The sequence below is a fragment of the Demequina zhanjiangensis genome, assembly GCF_030418315.1.
Lineage (GTDB): Bacteria > Actinomycetota > Actinomycetes > Actinomycetales > Demequinaceae > Demequina > Demequina zhanjiangensis.
The window spans coordinates 473,073-490,965 of the sequence record NZ_JAUHPV010000001.1 but is presented as its reverse complement, the minus strand read 5'-3'; the positions used below and the strand labels follow the sequence as shown (position 1 = coordinate 490,965).

Here is a 17,893-nt window from a genome sequence, read left to right as displayed (position 1 = left end):
GACCACGCGGAACCCTCAGCCGAGAGGCGCTCAGGCCGACTCGCGCTCCACGAGCTCGATCGGCATGATCGTGGATCTCTGGCGCTCTCCGCCGGCGAGCACGTCGAGGAGGATGTCGGCCATCGCGCGGCCCATCGCCTCCGAGGGCTGAAGCACGGTCGTGAGCGGCACCGGGCATGCGAGCGCGGCGGGGCTGTCGTCGTAGCCGACGACTGCCACATCCTCCGGGATGCGGCGACCGGACTCGAGGATCACGGGCATCGCGCCTGAGGCCATGAGGTCCGACGCGACGAACACGCCGTCCACGTCGGGGTACTGATCCAGGAGCTCGCGCATCGCGAGCGCGCCGCCGACCATCGAGAAGTCACCGTCGACCTGGGGTCCGGGCTCGAGCCCGGCAGCCTCCACGACGCGCTTCCACCCGCGGGTGCGCTCGAGCGCGGACTGCATGTCCGTCGGTCCGGTGATGGTCGCGATCTTCGTGCAGCCGCGCTCCACGAGGCGGCGTGCCGCGACGGCTCCACCCTCCTCGTTGTCCACGTCGACCACCCAGGTGTCGATGTTCTCAAGCCCGGGGCGTCCACCGAAGACCAGCGGGATCGCGTCGCCGATGCGCTCGAGGAAGTGGTCGGAGGTGTGGTGCGAGACGACGACCGCGCCGTCGACCGCACCGCCGAGCAGGTAGCGCTCGGTCTTGCCGCCAGGGTCCTGGCTCGCAACCATGAGGTTGAGCACGTAGTCCGACTGGTCGAGGCGGTCGTTGAGCCCTGCCACGATCGACGCGAAGAAGACGTCCCCGAAGAAGCGGGTGATGTCCTCCGGGACGACGAGCGCGATCGCATGCGACTGCGCGCTGGCGAGCGAGCGCGCCGCGCGGTTCGGGACGTAGCCGAGCTCCGCGATCGCCTGCCGCACGGCCTCGATGCTGGACGGGTTGACCTTGTCGGAGCCGTTGACGACTCTCGAGACGGTCGCACGGGACACGCCCGCGCGAGCGGCGACCATCTCGAGAGTCGGCGCCGCATGGCGTACGGCGGTCACGTCGTGGTCTCCGTCCAGGATCGACATGGGGCCATCATGTCAGAGGCGCTCCCATGGCTCACCGAGCATGGTGGGACGGAGACCACGACCGCTAGCCCTTGACCGCGCCCGCCATGATGCCGGACACCAGCTGCTTGCCTGCGAACATGAAGAGCAGGAGCAGGGGCACCGTCGCGAGCAGCACGCCCGCCAGCACCAGGGAGTAGTCGACGAAGTAGTTCGCCTGGAGGATCGAGAGCGACACCGGCAGGGTGGGGTTCTGCGGGTCGAGCACGATGTACGGCCACATGAAGTTGTTCCACTGCGTCACGAAGGTGAAGAGGAACAGCATGGCCGCCGCCGGTCTGGCCGCGGGAAGACCCACGTGCCAGAAGGTGCGGATCATCGAGCAGCCGTCCACGCGGGCGGCCTCGATCAGCTCAGTGGGCAGCGACTGGGAGATGTACTGGGTCATCCAGAACACTCCGAAGGCGGTGACCAGCGCGGGCAGGATGACGGCGCCGACGCTGCCCGTCCAGCCGAACTCCTGCATGAGGATGTACAGCGGGACGATGCCGAGCTGGACCGGCACGGCCATGGTCGCGATGACGCCGATCAGCAGGGCGTTGGACCCCTTGAAGCGGAGCTTCGCGAACGCGTAGCCGGCGAGGGTCGACAGGACGACGGTGGTGACGCCGGTCGTGGTGGAGACCACGATCGAGTTCCACAGTGCCTTCCAGAAGTTGACCGCCGGGTTGCCGATGACGGTCGCCGCGTTCTCGAGGAAGTTGCCGCCCGGCCACCACGACATGTTCGGGTCGTTGATGGTGAAGCGGTCACCGGACGCGATGAGGAACGACCAGTAGAACGGGAACACGGACGCGACGAGGAAGACGGCGAGGACCGCGTAGACCGTCCAGTGCGGACGCATGGTCGCGACGGCTGCGGCAGCCCGCTTGCGGCGCTTCGGCCTGGGCGCGGTCGTCCGCGGGTTGCGGGGTTCGGTGACGGTGGTCACTTGCCCACCTCCTTCTTGATGTGCTTCGCCTTGGACGCCGTGCGGGACTTCTTCGTCTTCCTGGCGACGGAGTCGGTGGCGATGAGGCGCTGCGTGACGGCGAAGTTGAGCATGCCGATCGCGACGATGATGAGGAAGAGGATCCACGCGATGGCGGCTGCACGACCGAAGTTGAACTCTCCCCAACCGGTCTTATACAGGTACAGCGTGATGGTCTCCCACTGATGGTTCGATCCGCCCTGACCGTTCGTGTCGTACATGCGGGGCTCGTCGAAGATCTGGAGGCCACCGATGGTCGACGTGATGATGACGAAGATCATGGTGGGGCGGATCTGCGGGAGGGTGACGGAGAAGAAGCGTCGGAACGTGCCTGCGCCGTCGATCGCGGCGGCCTCGTAGAGGTCGCGCGGGATCGCCTGCATGGCGGCGAGGAGGATCAGCGCGTTGTAGCCGGTCCAGCGGAAGTTGACCATGGTGGCGATCGCGATGTGGCTGGGGATCACGTCCACATGCCAGGCGATCGAGCTCAGACCGATGTCGTTGAGGACCGAGTTCACGAGGCCGTAGCGGTCTCCGAACATGTTGGAGAAGATCAGCGCGACGGCGACGGGGGCGACCACGTAGGGCAGGAGCACGCCCATGCGCCAGAACGTCTTCGCGCGGATGTTCTTGTCGAGCATCGCCGCGATGATCGTGGCGACGATGACCTGCGGCACGGAGGACAGCAGGAAGATCGAGAAGGTGTTGCGCAGCGACAGCCAGAACTCGCGGTCCTGGACGACGTAGGCGAAGTTGTCCCAGCCTGTGAACTCACCCGTGTTGCGGACGAGGTCCCAGTCCTGGAAGGCGATCACTGCCGTGTAGATGATCGGGAACAGGCCCACGAGGGCGAACACGATCCAGAACGGCGCGATGTAGAGGTAGGGCGACAGCTTGACGTCGAGCCGGCCGAGGCGCTGACGCCAGGTGAGCGGGGGGTGAGGCCGGTTCTTGCCGGGGGGAGGCTCGACGCTCGGCTTCTGCTGCGTGGTGGTCATGTGGTGTTTCCCTAGGAACGACGGTGATGACTACGGCGGGGTGCGGTGCGGGCCGCCCGCGAGGGGCGACCCGCACCGGATCCGTGGTCGTTAGCCGATCGACTGAACGTCGGCCTCGAACTGTGCCCAGGACTCCTCGGGGCTCATGATGCCCTCGTCCACGCGACGCAGGGCGTTCACCATGGCGTCGTTGACGTTGAAGTAGTTCGGGCCCTTGTAGGGAGTCACCGACACGGCCGCGGCACGCTCGGTGTAGATCTCACCCGCGGGAGCGTCGTTGAAGTACGCACGGGTGTAGCTCTGGACGGCGTCCGACGCGGCGGCCTCGGGCGAGCTCGGGAACGCACCGACGTTCTCGAACGCCTTGGCCTGCTGCTCGGGAGCGGTCAGCCAGGCTGCGAACTCCTTGGCGGCCTCGACGTTGTCGCCACCGGCGGGAACGGTCAGGTACGAACCGCCCCAGTTGCCGCCACCGTTCGGGAACGCGTTGGCGATGTTCCAGTTGCCGTCGGGGGCGTTGCCCTCGATGACGCCGAGGAACCAGGCCGGGCAGAGGACGGCGGCGAAGTCGCCGTTGGCCATACCGGCGGCCCAGTCGTCGCCCCACTGGCCGAGGCCCGCGGAGACGCCGGCCTCAGAGGCGGCGGTGATCTGGTCGTACATCGCCTTGATCTCGGGGTTGTCGAGCGCGATGATCTCGTCGGTCTCGGGGTCCTCGTAGGGGGCCTCGATCTGACCGATCATGCCCTGCAGCACCGCGGCGTTCTCCTCGTAGAAGCCCTTGCCCGTGGCGTCGGTGTACTGCTGGCCGAGCTCGAAGAACTTGTCCCAGCCGCCGTCGAGGGCTGCTGCGACCTCTGCGGGGTCGGTCGGGAGGCCGGCTGCCTCGAACGCGTCGACGTTGTAGCAGATGGCCTCGGGGCCGATGTCGGTGCCGTAGCCGATCAGGCGGCCGTCGGCGTCGGTGGCTGCGGCGGACTTCCAGTCGAGCCAGTTGCCGTCGGTGGCCGGGTCGGTCAGGTCAGCAAGCAGGTCCGAGTACTGCATGGCCTCGGGCAGCCAGTCGAGCTCGATCGCCTCGACGTCGGCGAGACCGCCGGGGCCGAGCTTCGTGAAGAAGTTCTCACGCGCCGTGTTGGAGGTGTCCGCGACGTTGTAGGTGATCGTGACGTTCGGGTGGAGCTCCTCGTACTCGGCGACGAGGTCGTACATGTAGTCGCCGCCCTCGGACGAGCCGGAGTATCCGAACTGGTTGAACGTCGCCAGGGTCAGGGTGACGGGCTCGTCACCGCTGCCACCGTCGGTCGAGCCGCTAGCGCTCGTGTCGGTGTCGCCGCCGCCGGAGCAGGCCGCGAGGGTGAGTGCGAAGACGGCTGCGCCTGCAGCGATCCCCGCGGTCTTGTTGCGTCGTGAAAAACTCACGTTCACTCCCTTGTGAAGTAGATGCATCGCCGACTCATCAGTGCGCCTCCATGCCGTGAAAGCGCTCTCACGAATCGCCTTGAACGTACGCCCCGGGGGTGGGGGCGTCAAACGTTGCAAGCGCTTGCATACGGCCGTCGAAACACAATCGTTACCTCCGGACGCCGCAGAACCGGTTTTTTCGTGAGAGCGCGTTCTCGTGCTCACGAGAGCGCTCTCTCCATGCCGCACCCTCTGAGAGCCGAGTTTTCTCATCGCTTGGAACGTCCAAGACGCTCCGCCCTCTCCAGACTGGCGCGACAACCGGTAGCGCGCGCGGTCGCAGCCTGCCAAGGTGGCTGCATGGACCGAAGGCTCGTGACCGTCGCCATCATCGCCGCGAGCGCGCTCGCCGCATGTGCGACGCCAGTCGACAACGGCGATCTCGACGCTCCGGACAGCCCCGTGGCGCGCGACGACTGGGAGCCCGGCTCGGACGCACTGACGGCGCTGATGGAAGGCACGCTCGAACTGCAAGACGGCTGCCTGTACATCGTCGGCTCGGGAGACACCGAGGGGCTCACCGTGGTCCCCGTGCTCACCCGCGCCCTCGCCTCATGGGACTCCGAGACCGATACCCTCACCTACGCCGGGCAGGACTACGCCATGGGCGACGAGGTCGCCGCAGGCGGCGGATGGGGCGAACCGAACGACGAGATGACGCTGCCCGACGCATGCGAGCCCGACGAGTGGGGCCAGGTCATGTACGTCCAGGACGACACGCTCGCACCCATGGACGCGCGCGGCCTCTAGCCCGCGCCAGCACCGCCCGTTTACCGCCCGTCGACCAGGCCTCGACTGATCCTCGACCCTCGCGCCCGAGCCTCGACATGCGTGCAACCGCACGTGAACGAGGGGAGGAATCATGGGGATCATCAACCTGGAGCAGCGACCTGTCGGCTATCCGTCGTTCCGCGTGGACATCGGCGCCGTCGCCACGTCGGTCGTCGTCTCGGCGGCCGCCGCCGCACTCGCGCTCGGCGCGGGGGCCGCGATCATCAGCGTCAGCGGAGGGGACTCCCCCGTGGCGCCCGTCTGCGACAACGCGTCACGCACCGCCGAGGTCACCTTCTGCTGAGGAAGTACGACCTTCGCCGACCGAGGCCGTCGCACGCAGCACACGAGCGGCGGCCTCGGTCGTGAGGGCCAGCGGACGGTTCGCTCCCTCCTGGAGCAGCTCCGCCCACCGCGCCGAGCTGAGACGCGCCATCATCACCGTCTCCGCGACGCTCGTGTCGCACGGCACGCGCCAGCGATACGTGGGGACCCGGGCGCGGACGGCGCCGAGCAGCCGCGCACACTCCTCGGGGTCGACCGTGTGCGCCACCGCGACGACGACGTCGAGCACATTCGGCACAGGGCCCTCCCAGCCGAGGAAGTCGAGCACCTCAAGCGATTCGAGCGCGAGCGGGACTGCGACGTCGGCTCGCTTCCTGCGGACGGCGAGCGAGGCGACCGCCGCCGCGGCGACCGCGCGCCTGACACCGCGCCCGTAGGCACGCCATGCCTCGAGCAGTTCGAGGCAGCGGTCGAGTCCGGACGCGCGCCCCTCCACCAGCGCGCTCTCGAGCGCCAGGTTCGTCTCGAGCCGCAGCTGCACCTCCTCAAGCCGTGCGTCTCGGCAGCGCTCGAGCCCCAGCGCGTTCTCCTGTCGAGCCGCCGCGAGAAGCTCGTCGGCGTCGTCCGGCACGGCGAGCGCCCCTACCAGCGCGACCTCGGCGATGCCTGCGCGAAGGTTCGCCTCGACGGACACGAGCCCGAGCATTCGCGCCTCCTCCGCAGCCCGGCGCCCCAGTGCGATCGCGTCGTGGAACCTCCGCTCCTCCCCCAGCACCGTGGCAGACCAGTAGTCGACCCAGAGCCGATGCTCGTCGTCACCCAGCTCCACGAACCGCTCGCGAGCCTGGCGGAGCTCGCGGTGCGCGTCCACGCGTCGCCCCACGATGCCTGCGAGCGCGCCCGCGAGAAGCTCGGCCTCGGCGCGCAACTCCGTCGGTACGTCGACCCTCTCGGCGGCCTCCAGCGCTCGCGCGATCCATTGGCGGAGGAGCGCGAATCGCCCGAGGGACAGCAGCGCCCAGTTCCCTCGAGCCGCGAGCCTCATCGCGAGGACGACGTCACCGCGAGCGAGCGCGCGGTCGAAGGCTGCTCTCGCGTCGAGCAGGTGGGATTCGAGGACTCGTATCCACGTGGCAGTCGCGCCCTGGAGACCGGCGCCGACCTGCTCGACCACCGCCGCCATCCACTCGCCGTGCCGCTGCTCCCACTCCACCGCCGAGGCACCGAGGTTCTCGCGCCCGAACTCCTTCACGGTCTCGAGGAGCGCGTAGCGGTCGCCTTCGCGCTCGATCACACACTGCTCGACAAGGTCCGCGAGGAGCGTGGGGACGTCGGCCGCGTCGATCCCTTCGCCGACGCACACCGCGGCGACCGCCGACGCCTCCACAGGCCCGACGAAGACGGCCATGCGGTCGAGCATCAGGCGCTCGCGCTCGTTGAGCAGCTGATAGCTCCACTCGGTCGTCGCGCGGAGGGTGCGGTGCTGCTCCGGTCCTGCGCGGTCGCCCGAGGTGAGGAGCCGGAATCGCTCGTTCAAACCGCTGTCGAGGTCAGCGGCGGACATCCCCGCAAGCCGGGCCGCGGCGAGCTCAAGGGCGAGAGGCATCCCGTCGAGCCTCCTGCACACCCGTGCAAGGTGGGCAGCATCTCCCGCATCGACGCCGAACGAGTCCCCTGCCCGTCCCGCCCGCTCGAGCAGGAGCCGGCCCGACGCGCTGGCCCTCAGCTCTCCGAGACTGTCCCCCTCGGGCAGCCCGAGCGCCGGGATGTGCCAGCGACGCTCGCCATGCACGTGAAGAGGGACCCGGCTCGTGGCGAGGACGTGCAGCCCTGGCACACGCTCGAGGATGCGCTCGACGAGGCCCGCCACGGGCGCCACGAGGTGCTCGCAGTTGTCGAGCACCAGCAGACCCTCTCGGTGGGTGAGCCAGGCGACGAGCGCCTCGGCCGCGTCGTGATCGAACTGCTGCGGCATGCCCACTGCACGACTCACGTGACCGGGGAGCGAGGAGGCCGACGCGAACCCTCCGAGCGACACCCACCAGACCTCGCCAGGATCGGCATGCTCGTACGCGACGCGCAGCGCGACCCGCGTCTTGCCCGCACCGCCGGGGCCGACGACGGTGACGAGGGGCTCGTCGCGCACGAGGATCCCAAGGCCAGCGACGTGCTCGCCTCGTCCGATCAGCGGGGTGCGCTCGGCGGGCAGCCGCTTCTCGTGCCCCTCCGCTCCTCCGGGCGAAGGCGCGGGCGCTGCCACAGGAGCCTCGGCCGACCGCTGTCCAGGCCCGGAGCCGCCTCTTTCGGCGTCGGCCCCGCCGGGCTGGGGCGGATCCGCGCGCGACCCCTCTGGGCGCGCCGCGCCGGCACGCCCGGTCGGCACCTCGTCGCGGAGCATCGCGAGGTGCAGCGCGGATGCCTCCTCACCCGGGTCGATGCCCAGCTCGTCCGCAAGCACCTCGCGCAGCCGCTCGAACTCCTTGAGCGCCGCAGACCTGCGACCCGCGCGCCACAACGCTTCCATGTGAAGCACCACGACGGCCTCGTCGACGGGGTCGGCCCGTTGCAGCTCCTCGAGCTCAGGGAGCGCATCGACGGCACGGCCGGTGGCGACAAGCTCGCGGAGCCGGTGCAGGAGGCACGCGTTCCTGAGCCGGTGGAGCCGATCCGCTTCCGCGCGCGCGAAGCCCTGCGAGATGCCGGCGAGCGGTTCGCCTCGCCACAGGCCGACAGCGTGGTCAGCGGCTCGGCCATCCGCCTTGGAGCAGGCGTCCTCCGCGGCCGCCTCGAACTCGCCGATGTCGGTGTCCCCACGGCCCACGAGGAGGGCGTACCCGGCGGGTCTGGTGACGAGCACCGTCCACTCGCCCGACGCGTCGGGCTCGAGAAGTCGGCGCAGCTGAGAGACGTACGTCTGGACGACCTTCGTCGCGGTGATCGGCGGTTCCCCCTCCCAGAGCGCATCGAGGATGCGCTCGAACGGGACCGTGCGTCCAGGGTGACAGGCCAGGAGCGCGAGGAGTGCGCGTCGGCCCTCCCCTGCGACCTCGATCGACGTGCCGTCTCGATGGATGCAGACGTCGTCGAAGAGCTGGATCGTGGGCGCGGCCGAGGGACGCGGCACGTGAACCACTTGCGCGTCGGCCATGGGCGACCCCCGACAGCAACACGCTGTTCGGCTTCGCCCCCTGGGCCCGACCCCCGTCGACGCCACCCCATGCGCATTGCTGACACGTCAACTGTAGGCGCGGGAGCGCTCTCGCGCAGTAGGAGATACCAGGTGACACTCAGTGCCCGGCGGGGCGGGCGTCGGCCGGAGGGCCTTGCGGACCGGCCGCAAACACCAGCTGAGCCCGGCGCGGGCCGCCAATGGACGCGCCCGGAGCAACGCGTCAGCGGACGAGCGTTGCCTGACCGAGCACGCGGGAGCCGGAGTAGACGACAAGCGACTGCCCGGCTGCCACGCCGCGGATCGGGGCGTCGAGCTCGACGACGATGCGGTCGCCTTCGCGCGTCACACGACCGGGCACCGGCTCGCCGTGCGCGCGGACCTGTGCGTGACACTCGACCGGTGCGTCCGCCGTCACATCCGGGGCAAGCCAGACCGCCTTCTCGCCCACGAGCGTCGAGACGGACAGCAACGTCTCGGGGCCGACGGTGACGACGTTCCGAGCGGTGTCCACGCCTGTCACATACCTGGGGCGACCGTCGGCCGCAGGGTTGCCGAGGCCCAGGCCCTTGCGCTGGCCGACGGTGTACGAATAGGCCCCGGAGTGCGCGCCGACCACGGCGCCGTCCTGGTCGACGATCTCGCCGGGCCGCTCGCCCAGGGCACGCTCAAGGAAGCCCTTCGTGTCGCCGTCCGCAACGAAGCAGATGTCGTAGCTGTCGGGCTTGTTCGAGACGCCCAGGCCGCGCGCCGCAGCCTCCGAGCGGACCTCCGACTTGGACGTCGTGGTGCCCAGCGGGAACATTGCGCGAGCCAGCTTCTCCGGGCCCATCACGGCGAGGACATACGACTGGTCCTTCGCCGCGTCGGCCGCACGGTGGAGCTCACGCACCCCGTCGTCCCTGATGTCGATCCGGGCGTAATGCCCGGTGACCACAGCATCGAACCCGAGAGCCGACGCACGCTCCAGCAGGGTGTCGAACTTGATGTGCTCGTTGCAGCGCACACACGGATTCGGGGTGCGTCCCGCCTCGTACTCGGACAGGAAGTCGGCGACGACGGTGTCGTGGAACTCGTCGGACAGGTCCCACACGTAGTACGGGATGCCCAGCTTGTCCGCGGCGCGGCGTGCATCGTTCGCGTCCTCGATCGAGCAGCAGCCGCGCGAGCCGTTGCGGTGGAGGTCGCGGTTGCGGCTGAGCGCCATGTGGACGCCCGTCACCTCATGCCCGGCGTCAACCGCGCGGGCGGCCGCGACCGCCGAGTCGACTCCTCCGGAGAGGGCGGCGAGGACGCGCATGACCCTCCTTCAGGGCCGGGGACAGGACCCCACAAGTGTAGGCGAGGCGGTGCGGGGCCGAGCCGAACGCCCCGAGCCGGTCCACGTCACTGGCCGGCGGCGCGCGCCCGCGAGACGGCGTCGGGCAGCGCGGCGAGAGCGGCGTCCACATCGGCGTCCGTACTCGACCAGCCCAGGCTGAACCTCACCGCCGACCGCGACTCTTCCGCTGAGTGCCCCATCGCCTGCAGCACGTGGCTGCGCTCCACGACCCCGGCCGTGCAGGCAGAGCCCGAGGAGACCGCGACGCCCGACGCGTCCATCAGCATCAGCATCGCCTCCGACGACGCCCCCGGCACGACCGCGTGGACGATGTGCGGGGCGTAGCCGTCCCGGGCACCACGCACGACGGCATCGGGAATAGCGGCGCGGATCCCGTCGGCCAGGCGGGCGGCGAGGGCTGCGATGCGTGCGGCCTCCCCCTGCCTGGTGCGGACTGCCTCCTCCAGGGCCGACGCGAAGGCTGCGGCGCCCGCCGCGTCGACCGTGCCCGAGCGCACCTTGCGCTCCTGACCGCCGCCGTGGAGCAGCGGGGAAAGCGGGGCGTCGCGGCGAGCGATCAACGCGCCCACGCCGACCGGGCCGCCAAGCTTGTGCGCGCTCACCGCCATCGTCGTGAGGCCCGACTCATGGAAGTCGACCTCCAGGTGGCCGACCGCCTGCACCGCATCGCAGTGCATCGGCACGCCCGCCTCCTTCGCGGCCGCCGCGAGCTCGGCGATGGGCTGGATCGCACCCACCTCGTTGTTCACCCACATCGCCGACGCGAGGGCCGCACCTGGGAGCGCTGTGCGGAACGCGTCGACGTCAACCGAGCCGTTGGGCGAGACCGGAGACTCGTGCACCGTCGCGTCGGCCGTCTGCGCGAGCCAGCGAGCAGGGTCCAGGACCGCGTGATGCTCGACGGCCGTCGTCACGATGCGCCCGCCTCCGCGACCCCACCAGAGTCCCTTGACGCCTAGATTGTCCGCCTCGGTGCCGCCGCTCAGCAGGATCACCTCGGCGGGGTCAGCGCCGAGTGCAGCCGCGATCCGCTCCCGCGCCTCCTCCACGATCGCGCGCCGGCGCCGCCCGTCGCCATGCAGGGACGACGGGTTGCCCACCGCGTCGGCCGCCTCAAGCCATGCCGCACGTGCAGCGGGCCGCAACGGCGACGTGGCCGCGTGATCCAGATAGTGCACACCGGCACCCTACGTCGTGCCGCCGACACGGGAGCGGAACGGACGCGTCGAGCGTTCCCCAGATGTACGGCCCGCGGTCCCCCGCCTTTCCCTGGGGGTCGCGGGCCGTGAACGTTTCGCGCCGAGCGGTGGCGCAACGGCGTCAGGCCGCGTCATGCCACGTCCGAGCGGCTGCGCCACGGGCATGCCCGTCGCGTGCAGGTCGAACGCCATCCGCTCACTCGCAATCCCTTTTGTCCGTTTTGTCAGACCCTGCTGGTTGACTGGTGTCATGACGACGACGGGTGAGGCAACTGCGGGAATCGCCGCGTTGCGTGCGCTTGTGGCGCAGGTCGAGTCGTTGCCGCGCGGGGAGCTTCTGGGGCTTCAACGGTCGGTCGTGGAGGTGCGCCGCGAGGCCGACGTGCTGCTGGCGCGGGTGGCCGCGGAGATCGCGCGCCGTTCGGAGCCGGCGCCGGGCGCGGTGGGCCTGTCGCGTCGGGAGGGGTTTCAGTCGCCGCAGGCGTTGGTCGCGTCCGTGTCCGGCGGGACCACGGGTGAGGCGGGCCGGCTTGCACGGGTGGGCAAGGTCATGGCCGACGCGGCGCGGGCTGAGGCTGACGGGCGTTCCGGTGGCACTGACTCCCCCACTGCTGACCCTCAGGCACCACACTCACCCGGCGCACCAGCCACGCCCACACCAGCACCCGTCTTCCCCGTGCTTGCCGCGGCCCTTTCGGTCGGGAGGCTGTCGGTCGAGGCAGGCGCAGTCCTGGCAGGCGCGCTCGAACGCGTCGCCGACGTGCTCGACGCTCCCGCTCTGACCGACTGGGAGAGCCATGTCGTGGACAAGGCGATCGGCCTGCCGCTGCTCCAGGTGCGACGGATGGTGTCCTTCGCCGAGGCACGCATCACACCCCAAGCGCTCAAGGAGCGTGAAGAGCACGCCTTCCACGAACGCTTCGCGACCATGCGCCCCCAGCCCGACGGCTCGATGCTGCTGACCGCACGACTCGACCCCGTCTCCGCCGCCCCCGTGCGCGCCATGATCGACGGCTACGTCCGCCAAGCCTTCCAAGCACGCCGCGACGCAGCACCCTCCCCCGAGAACACCGCGCCTTCCGCCGCACAGCTGCGCGCCGACGCACTGGCATGGCTCGCCCGCCACGCCACCGGCTGCGAAGACTCGCACGCAGGCATCAAGACCACCGTCGTCGTGCGACTGTCACTCGAAGACCTGCAAGCCGGCGACGGCGTCGCCGAGATCGACGGCACCCACACCCCCATCTCCATCTCGGCAGCCCGACAGCTCGCAGCCGACGCCGGAATGATCCCCACCGTCCTGGGAGGAGACAGCGAGATCCTCGACTGGGGACGCACCCGCAGACTCTTCACCCGGGCACAACGACTCGCCCTCATCGAAAGAGACGCCGGCTGCGCCAAATGCCACGCCCCACCCGACTGGTGCGACGCCCACCACATCGCCTGGTGGGGCAAAGACAACGGACGCACCGACCTCGCCAACGGAGTCATGCTCTGCGTCAGATGCCACCACGACATCCACCAACACGGCTGGAACATCCACGCACAAGACGCACAGATCTGGATCACCCCACCCCCACACGTCGACCCCACCCGCACACCCACCCTCGGAGGACGCACACGCATCGACGTTGCGACCTAGGGGCGTTGGCGCGAGCCGAAGCACGCCAGGAACCGGCGTGCGCGAGGCCCCGTCTGCCACGCTGGTCGGGGCGCCGCAGTCCAGGTCAGTCGTCCAGCAGGCGCTCCCTCAGGCGCGTGATCACCGCCGCGTCTCCCCCAGCGTCGACGAACCACGCCTCCACACCGCCCGGGTGTGCCTCCCACACATCAAGCACCGACTCGATCGCATATGCGGGCGCCTGCAACACCTCGTCCGGAATCATCGCGACATTTGCAGCGCCATCACCCACGCCGAACTGACGCGCCATCCGCGCAAGCACCCCCGGCATCGCCTCCGTCGTCAGCACGTAGTCCTCCACGATGTGACGGCGCTCCACACCGATCAGAGCCAGCGCAAGCGCCACCGTGAGACCCGTGCGGTCCTTGCCCGCCGAACAATGCACCAGCGCCGGCCCCTCCGCACCCGAGACGACCGTCACCGCCTCGACCAAGCGAGCCGCCGCCTCCCCCTCGAGCATCCGCGAGTACAGGCCGATGAGGGTGCCGCCAGCCGCCTGCGCCTGGACCGACGCATCCGCGAACACCGGCACCGCCACCACCGCGGTGCTCTCCGACAGCGGATGGCCATGGGACCGCTCGGCGTCATCACGCAGATCCACCACCACCGATGGCGGCCACGGCTCGTGGCCCTCCGGCGCCACATCACCCATGTGAGGAGCGTCCGACCTCCACAACACCCCCGACCTCAGCCCTGGCAGATGAGAGACGTCGCGAAGGTTGGCAAGGGTGTTCATGACCTGAGTCCACCACGTGTCGAGCACGCCGCACAATCGGCCGACGGTCCCGACATCTCTGCACTCGCCAGCTGGGGCGCGGCCCCTCGCGCCCAGTCACGCCTCGTCGCGCCCTTTGCAGCCCGCCGCACCCCGTCCCCCCTCGTCGCACCCAGTCCTACCCCGTCGCGCCCAGTCGCACCCAGTCGCACCCCGTCACGCCCCGTCGGCCTACCGTCCCGGTCGCGGGCGCGACCGCGCGGGTAGCGTGGCCAGCAGCGCCGGGCCCGCCCTCGGCGGAAGGGAGACCCATGGCCACCTGGTTCATCACCGGCTGCTCCACAGGGATCGGACGAGCGACCGCAGAGGCCGCAGCCGCCGCCGGACACACCGTCGTCGCCACCGCGCGCCGACCCGAGACGCTTGACGACCTCGTCGGCGCACACCCCGAGACCGTCATCCCGCTCGCGCTCGACGTCACCGACGACGCCTCGGTCGCCGCCGCGATATCCACCGCCATCCACCGCGCAGGCCAGATCGACGTGCTGGTCAACAACGCCGGCATCGGCTACTTCTCCACCATCGAGGAGTCAGATCCGGACGACGCCGCCGCCGTCATGGACGCCAACTTTTGGGGTGCTGCCAAGGTCACCACGGCGCTGCTCCCTCATCTCCGCAAGAACCGCGGCGGGCACATCCTCACGATCTCCTCCGTCGCGGGCGTGCGCGGATCCGCCGGCCTCGGGTACTACTGCGCCTCCAAGTTCGCCGTGTCCGGCTTCATGGAGGCGCTTGCCGCAGAGGTGGAACACCTCGGCATCAAGGTGACCCTCGTGGAGCCCGGCCCGGTGCGCTCGCTGTGGATCCCCTCGGGAGCCAAGAACGAGGAGATCCTGCCGGACTACGCGCCCGTCATGGAACCCTTCTGGGACCGCATCCACTCCCTGCCCGGCCACCAGCCCGGATCACCAGAGGCGCTCGCCCAGGCGATGCTGACCCTCGTCGACGCCGACGAGCCGCCCCGGCACTTCATCGCCGGCGCGCACGCGCTCACACAGACGCGCGCCAAGCTGGACCGCTTCCGCGCGGAGGTGGACCAGTGGGAGGAGCTGACGCTCTCGGTCGACAGGCCGGCGGACTAGCGAGTCGGACGCGCCAGACTCGGGAGCCGGGCCCGACTGGCGAGGCAGCGTCGACAGTCCGACGGACCATGCAGCCCGACGGACGAGGCAGCCCGAGGGACGCGTCAGGGGCTCGAGCCGACCGTCGACTCGAGCCCCTGACCGTGCTTCCCCCGCCTGGCGAGGGCCTGTTGCCCTGCTAGGAGACGACCTCGCACGAGTGGCCGTTGAGTGTGAACTCCGTCGGAGCCGTCACTCCGTCCTCCTGGGTGCCGAGGAACCCGAAGGTCTGGCGCTTCCCCGGCTTGATCTTGTCGGAGTAGAACAGGCTGGACGCCGTCACGTCCGCGCCGTCCTGCTCGATGTCGACGCGCCACTCATGGGTGACCCGCTCAGCGCCGGCCCAGGACCAGGAGAGGTCCCAACCATCGATGGTCTCGTCGCTGATGTTGGTGACCCACACCTGCGAGACGAAGCCGCCGCCCTTCTTGCCGGTGAACCACGCCGAGTGCGTGATGTACTCGACCGCGCAGTACGGAGGCTCGGGCTGAAGCGCGAGGCCCACCAGCACCGGGTCGTGGTCGGACGAGCGGTAGGCGGTGCCCTCCGCCCACTGCGGGAAGTCGCCGTAGTACTGCAGGTCGGACGACTCGTCGGCGTTGAGGTGCAGGTGCGCGGCACCCGTGACCTCGTCGGCCAGCGACTCTGAGGCGAACGCATAGTCGAGCTGGCCCCACTCGGCGAAGTAGACGTACGAGTAGTCGTCGCCGCCGACGAGGCTGGTGTAGCCGCCGTCGAGGATCGCGTCGATCGGGTCCTCCTTCTCGTACGAGTTGTAGTCGCCGATCATGAGGGTCCGCTCCTCGCCGGTGCCCGTCGGGTCGTCGTTCGCCCAGTCGACGAGCGCCTCCGCCGCGATGGTGCGGGTCTCGTTGTAGCAGCCCGCGCCGTCACCGGTGTCGAGGTCGCCGCCCGTCTCCTCGTTGTAGCAGTTCTTCGACTTGAGGTGGTTGACGATCACGGTGACGGACTCGCCGTCGGACAGGTCCGTGAAGGTCTGCGCCAGCGCGGGCCGGTTGAGCGAGTCATCGAACGCCGGGTCGACGCTCGAGTCGAGGACGGCGAAGTCGCCGCTCGGCGCGACCGTCGTCTGGTCGTAGACGAGCCCGACCTTGATGACATCGGTGCCGAGGAGGCCCGTGTCGAGCACCGCGTAGCGGTCCTCGCCGAGGTCGGCGTTGAGGGCCGCGACGAGTCCGTCGAGCGCCTCGACGTCCACCGTGTTCTCGACCTCCATGAGGCCGACGATGTCCGCGTCCAGCATCTTCAGCGTCTCGACGTGCTTGTCGAGCTGCAGCTGGTACTGAGCCTCGTCCGACGCGCCGCGGCAGTTGGAGTCCCCGGTGGGGCCGCAGAGCGGTGCGTTGTAGCCGAGCGTCTCGAAGAAGTTCAGCATGTTGAAGCTCGCGACCGTGATCTCCGCGTCGCCGACCTCGGGGGCCGCCGTGGGACGGGGGTTCGAGTCGACGAGGTTCGCCGTGTTGTCGCCGCCGTCGGCCGCGAGCGACTGGTGCGAGTAGATGCGCCAGTCGCCGAAGCTGTAGCCGATGACGCCGGTGAGGTCGCCGACCGTGGCGCCCGCGCGGAGCGGGTTCTCGGCCGTCGTCGGCTCGCCGCCGATGCCGTACGGGAGGGACACGATGTCGTCGCCACTGAAGGCGGTCGCGTCGTCCATGACGAGCATGTTGAGCGCGTTCGCGTCGGCGACGGCCTGTGCGTCAGCGCCCGGCTCAGCGACCGAGGTCGGGTTCATGAGGCGACCGCCCGCGGACAGCGTGACCTCGCCGTAGTTGAGGAGGTCGTACACGTCGGTGACGGTGAGCGTCTGCTCGAAGGTGACGAGCATGCCCTCGTACCGCTCGAAGTAGTCCTCGGACGGCTGCGGAAGCTCGACGACGGTCGGCTCCACGGTCGCGGTGCCGTCGATGACGACCTCGCTTCCGGTGATCTGCGTCTGGTCGAAGCGCTCCGAGACGGAACCGGTGACCGTGACGAGGTCGCCGACCTCCACGTCGGTCCAGTAGTTGTAGACGAAGATGCCCTCGGACGTGGCGGGGTCGCCGTCAGCGTCCTCCGGGAGCGACTGAAGGAAGAAGCCCGACAGCTCGTAGTCGCCGCCCTGGCCCTGGTAGTCGCCGACGACGACGCCCTGCACCGTGGCGGTGCCCTCGAACGAGGTCGCGGAGCCGGAGCCCTGGATCTCGGAGATCGGCGTGATCACAGGCTCCTCGGTCTCACCGCCGTCACCGCCGTCACCGCCGTCACCTCCGTCGCCGCCATCGCCACCGTCACCGCCGTCACCGCCGTCACCCGAGGATGCGTAGGTGCCGAGCTCGCAGTCGGTGGTGTGCGAGCCGAGGAGGCTGAAGACGTCGGTGCCGTAGTTCTCCCACTCGGCCGACGCGTCGAACGCGTCGCTCGGGTCGGTGTCGCCCGCGCACACGGAGGGGAGACGCTCAAGCGTGTCGTTCGCTCCGCCGCCCGTCCATTCAGAGCCCGGGTCGACGCCGATCTGCCCGAACGAGTCCACGACGACGCCGTCGCGGGTGAGGACGATCGCGTCGTCGCCGTTGAACAGGCTCGACGTGGTGGTCTGGTCGGTCTCGGCGAGGATCTCGGCGCCCGCGCCGTCGTCAGCGAAGACGTACACGTCGCCCGACGCGACGGTGCCGGTCAGCGCGATGCTCGCGCCCACCTCGGTGTTGCCGTTGAAGTAGACCTCGAGCGCATAGCTCTCGGCCGCGAGATCCACGTCCGACGTGGTGCCGTTGTAGATCTCGATCGCCTTGTTGAGCGAGCTGCCTTCGAGGTACTCGGAGATGATCAGCTCGGTGGTCTCATCTGCCGCTGCCGGGACGGCGACGGCCGTGGCCGCCCCCATCGCCAGGACAGCCGCGGACGCTGCAGCGCGTACGCGCATGGTTCCCTCCCACGCCCCCACCCCTGGGGGATTAGTCCGGTTCAGGTGAAATAGGACCTTTCCAACCTATGCGCCGAAGGTGGCGAGGGGA

At 69.7% G+C, this 17,893-nt stretch carries 13 protein-coding genes; 4 read left to right on the top strand and 9 right to left on the bottom strand.

The features are described from left to right. Window positions 1-30 precede the first annotated feature (30 nt). The 4 genes from QQX04_RS02255 to QQX04_RS02240 form a co-directional block, all read right to left on the bottom strand. Complete coding sequence (locus tag QQX04_RS02255) at window positions 31-1,068, bottom strand: LacI family DNA-binding transcriptional regulator (protein WP_301125823.1); 1,038 nt, start codon at window positions 1,066-1,068, stop codon at window positions 31-33. 64 nt (window positions 1,069-1,132) lie between these two features. Further along, complete coding sequence (locus QQX04_RS02250) at window positions 1,133-2,038, bottom strand: carbohydrate ABC transporter permease (RefSeq protein WP_301125821.1); 906 nt, start codon at window positions 2,036-2,038, stop codon at window positions 1,133-1,135. After that, window positions 2,035-3,075, bottom strand: a complete 1,041-nt coding sequence (locus tag QQX04_RS02245; RefSeq protein WP_301125819.1) for a carbohydrate ABC transporter permease — start codon at window positions 3,073-3,075, stop codon at window positions 2,035-2,037. The genes QQX04_RS02250 and QQX04_RS02245 overlap by 4 nt, the downstream gene beginning before the upstream one ends. A 90-nt stretch (window positions 3,076-3,165) precedes the next feature. Next, the gene (locus tag QQX04_RS02240) at window positions 3,166-4,497 is read right to left on the bottom strand and encodes an ABC transporter substrate-binding protein (protein WP_301125817.1); all 1,332 of its coding nucleotides are present in this window, start codon (window positions 4,495-4,497) and stop codon (window positions 3,166-3,168) included. Window positions 4,498-4,839: 342 nt separating this feature from the next. Here QQX04_RS02240 and QQX04_RS02235 point away from each other — a divergent pair, with 342 nt between their 5' ends. Continuing rightward, window positions 4,840-5,289, top strand: coding sequence for a hypothetical protein (locus QQX04_RS02235; RefSeq protein WP_301125816.1), 450 nt, complete (start codon window positions 4,840-4,842; stop codon window positions 5,287-5,289). A 112-nt stretch (window positions 5,290-5,401) separates the two neighbouring features. Beyond that, complete coding sequence (locus QQX04_RS02230) at window positions 5,402-5,614, top strand: hypothetical protein (protein ID WP_301125814.1); 213 nt, start codon at window positions 5,402-5,404, stop codon at window positions 5,612-5,614. Here the strand turns inward: QQX04_RS02230 and QQX04_RS02225 are convergent. From QQX04_RS02225 to QQX04_RS02215, 3 genes are all read right to left on the bottom strand, one after another. Continuing rightward, entirely contained in the window at window positions 5,585-8,743 is a 3,159-nt protein-coding gene (locus QQX04_RS02225; protein WP_301125812.1) for an AfsR/SARP family transcriptional regulator, read from the bottom strand. The genes QQX04_RS02230 and QQX04_RS02225 overlap by 30 nt on opposite strands. A gap of 244 nt (window positions 8,744-8,987) precedes the next feature. Next, window positions 8,988-10,064 (bottom strand): tRNA 2-thiouridine(34) synthase MnmA, encoded by a 1,077-nt coding sequence (mnmA, locus tag QQX04_RS02220; RefSeq protein ID WP_301125810.1) that lies wholly within the window; start codon window positions 10,062-10,064, stop codon window positions 8,988-8,990. Window positions 10,065-10,150: 86 nt separating this feature from the next. After that, window positions 10,151-11,284, bottom strand: coding sequence for a cysteine desulfurase family protein (locus QQX04_RS02215; protein WP_301125808.1), 1,134 nt, complete (start codon window positions 11,282-11,284; stop codon window positions 10,151-10,153). A 271-nt stretch (window positions 11,285-11,555) separates the two neighbouring features. On the opposite strand from QQX04_RS02215, the gene QQX04_RS02210 reads away from it, so the two are divergent. Beyond that, complete coding sequence (locus QQX04_RS02210; RefSeq protein WP_301125806.1) at window positions 11,556-12,947, top strand: DUF222 domain-containing protein; 1,392 nt, start codon at window positions 11,556-11,558, stop codon at window positions 12,945-12,947. A gap of 85 nt (window positions 12,948-13,032) precedes the next feature. Here QQX04_RS02210 and QQX04_RS02205 read toward each other — a convergent pair whose 3' ends face one another. Continuing rightward, entirely contained in the window at window positions 13,033-13,722 is a 690-nt protein-coding gene (locus tag QQX04_RS02205; protein WP_301125804.1) for a tyrosine-protein phosphatase, read from the bottom strand. Window positions 13,723-14,012: 290 nt separating this feature from the next. Between QQX04_RS02205 and QQX04_RS02200 the strand changes: the two genes are divergently transcribed. Next, a complete protein-coding gene (locus QQX04_RS02200; protein ID WP_301125802.1) occupies window positions 14,013-14,843 on the top strand; it encodes an oxidoreductase in 831 nt (276 codons plus the stop codon). Between the two features lie 178 nt (window positions 14,844-15,021). On the opposite strand, the gene QQX04_RS02195 is transcribed toward QQX04_RS02200, so the two are convergent. Beyond that, window positions 15,022-17,802, bottom strand: a complete 2,781-nt coding sequence (locus QQX04_RS02195; protein ID WP_301125800.1) for an ExeM/NucH family extracellular endonuclease — start codon at window positions 17,800-17,802, stop codon at window positions 15,022-15,024. Between the last annotated feature and the right edge of the window lie 91 nt (window positions 17,803-17,893).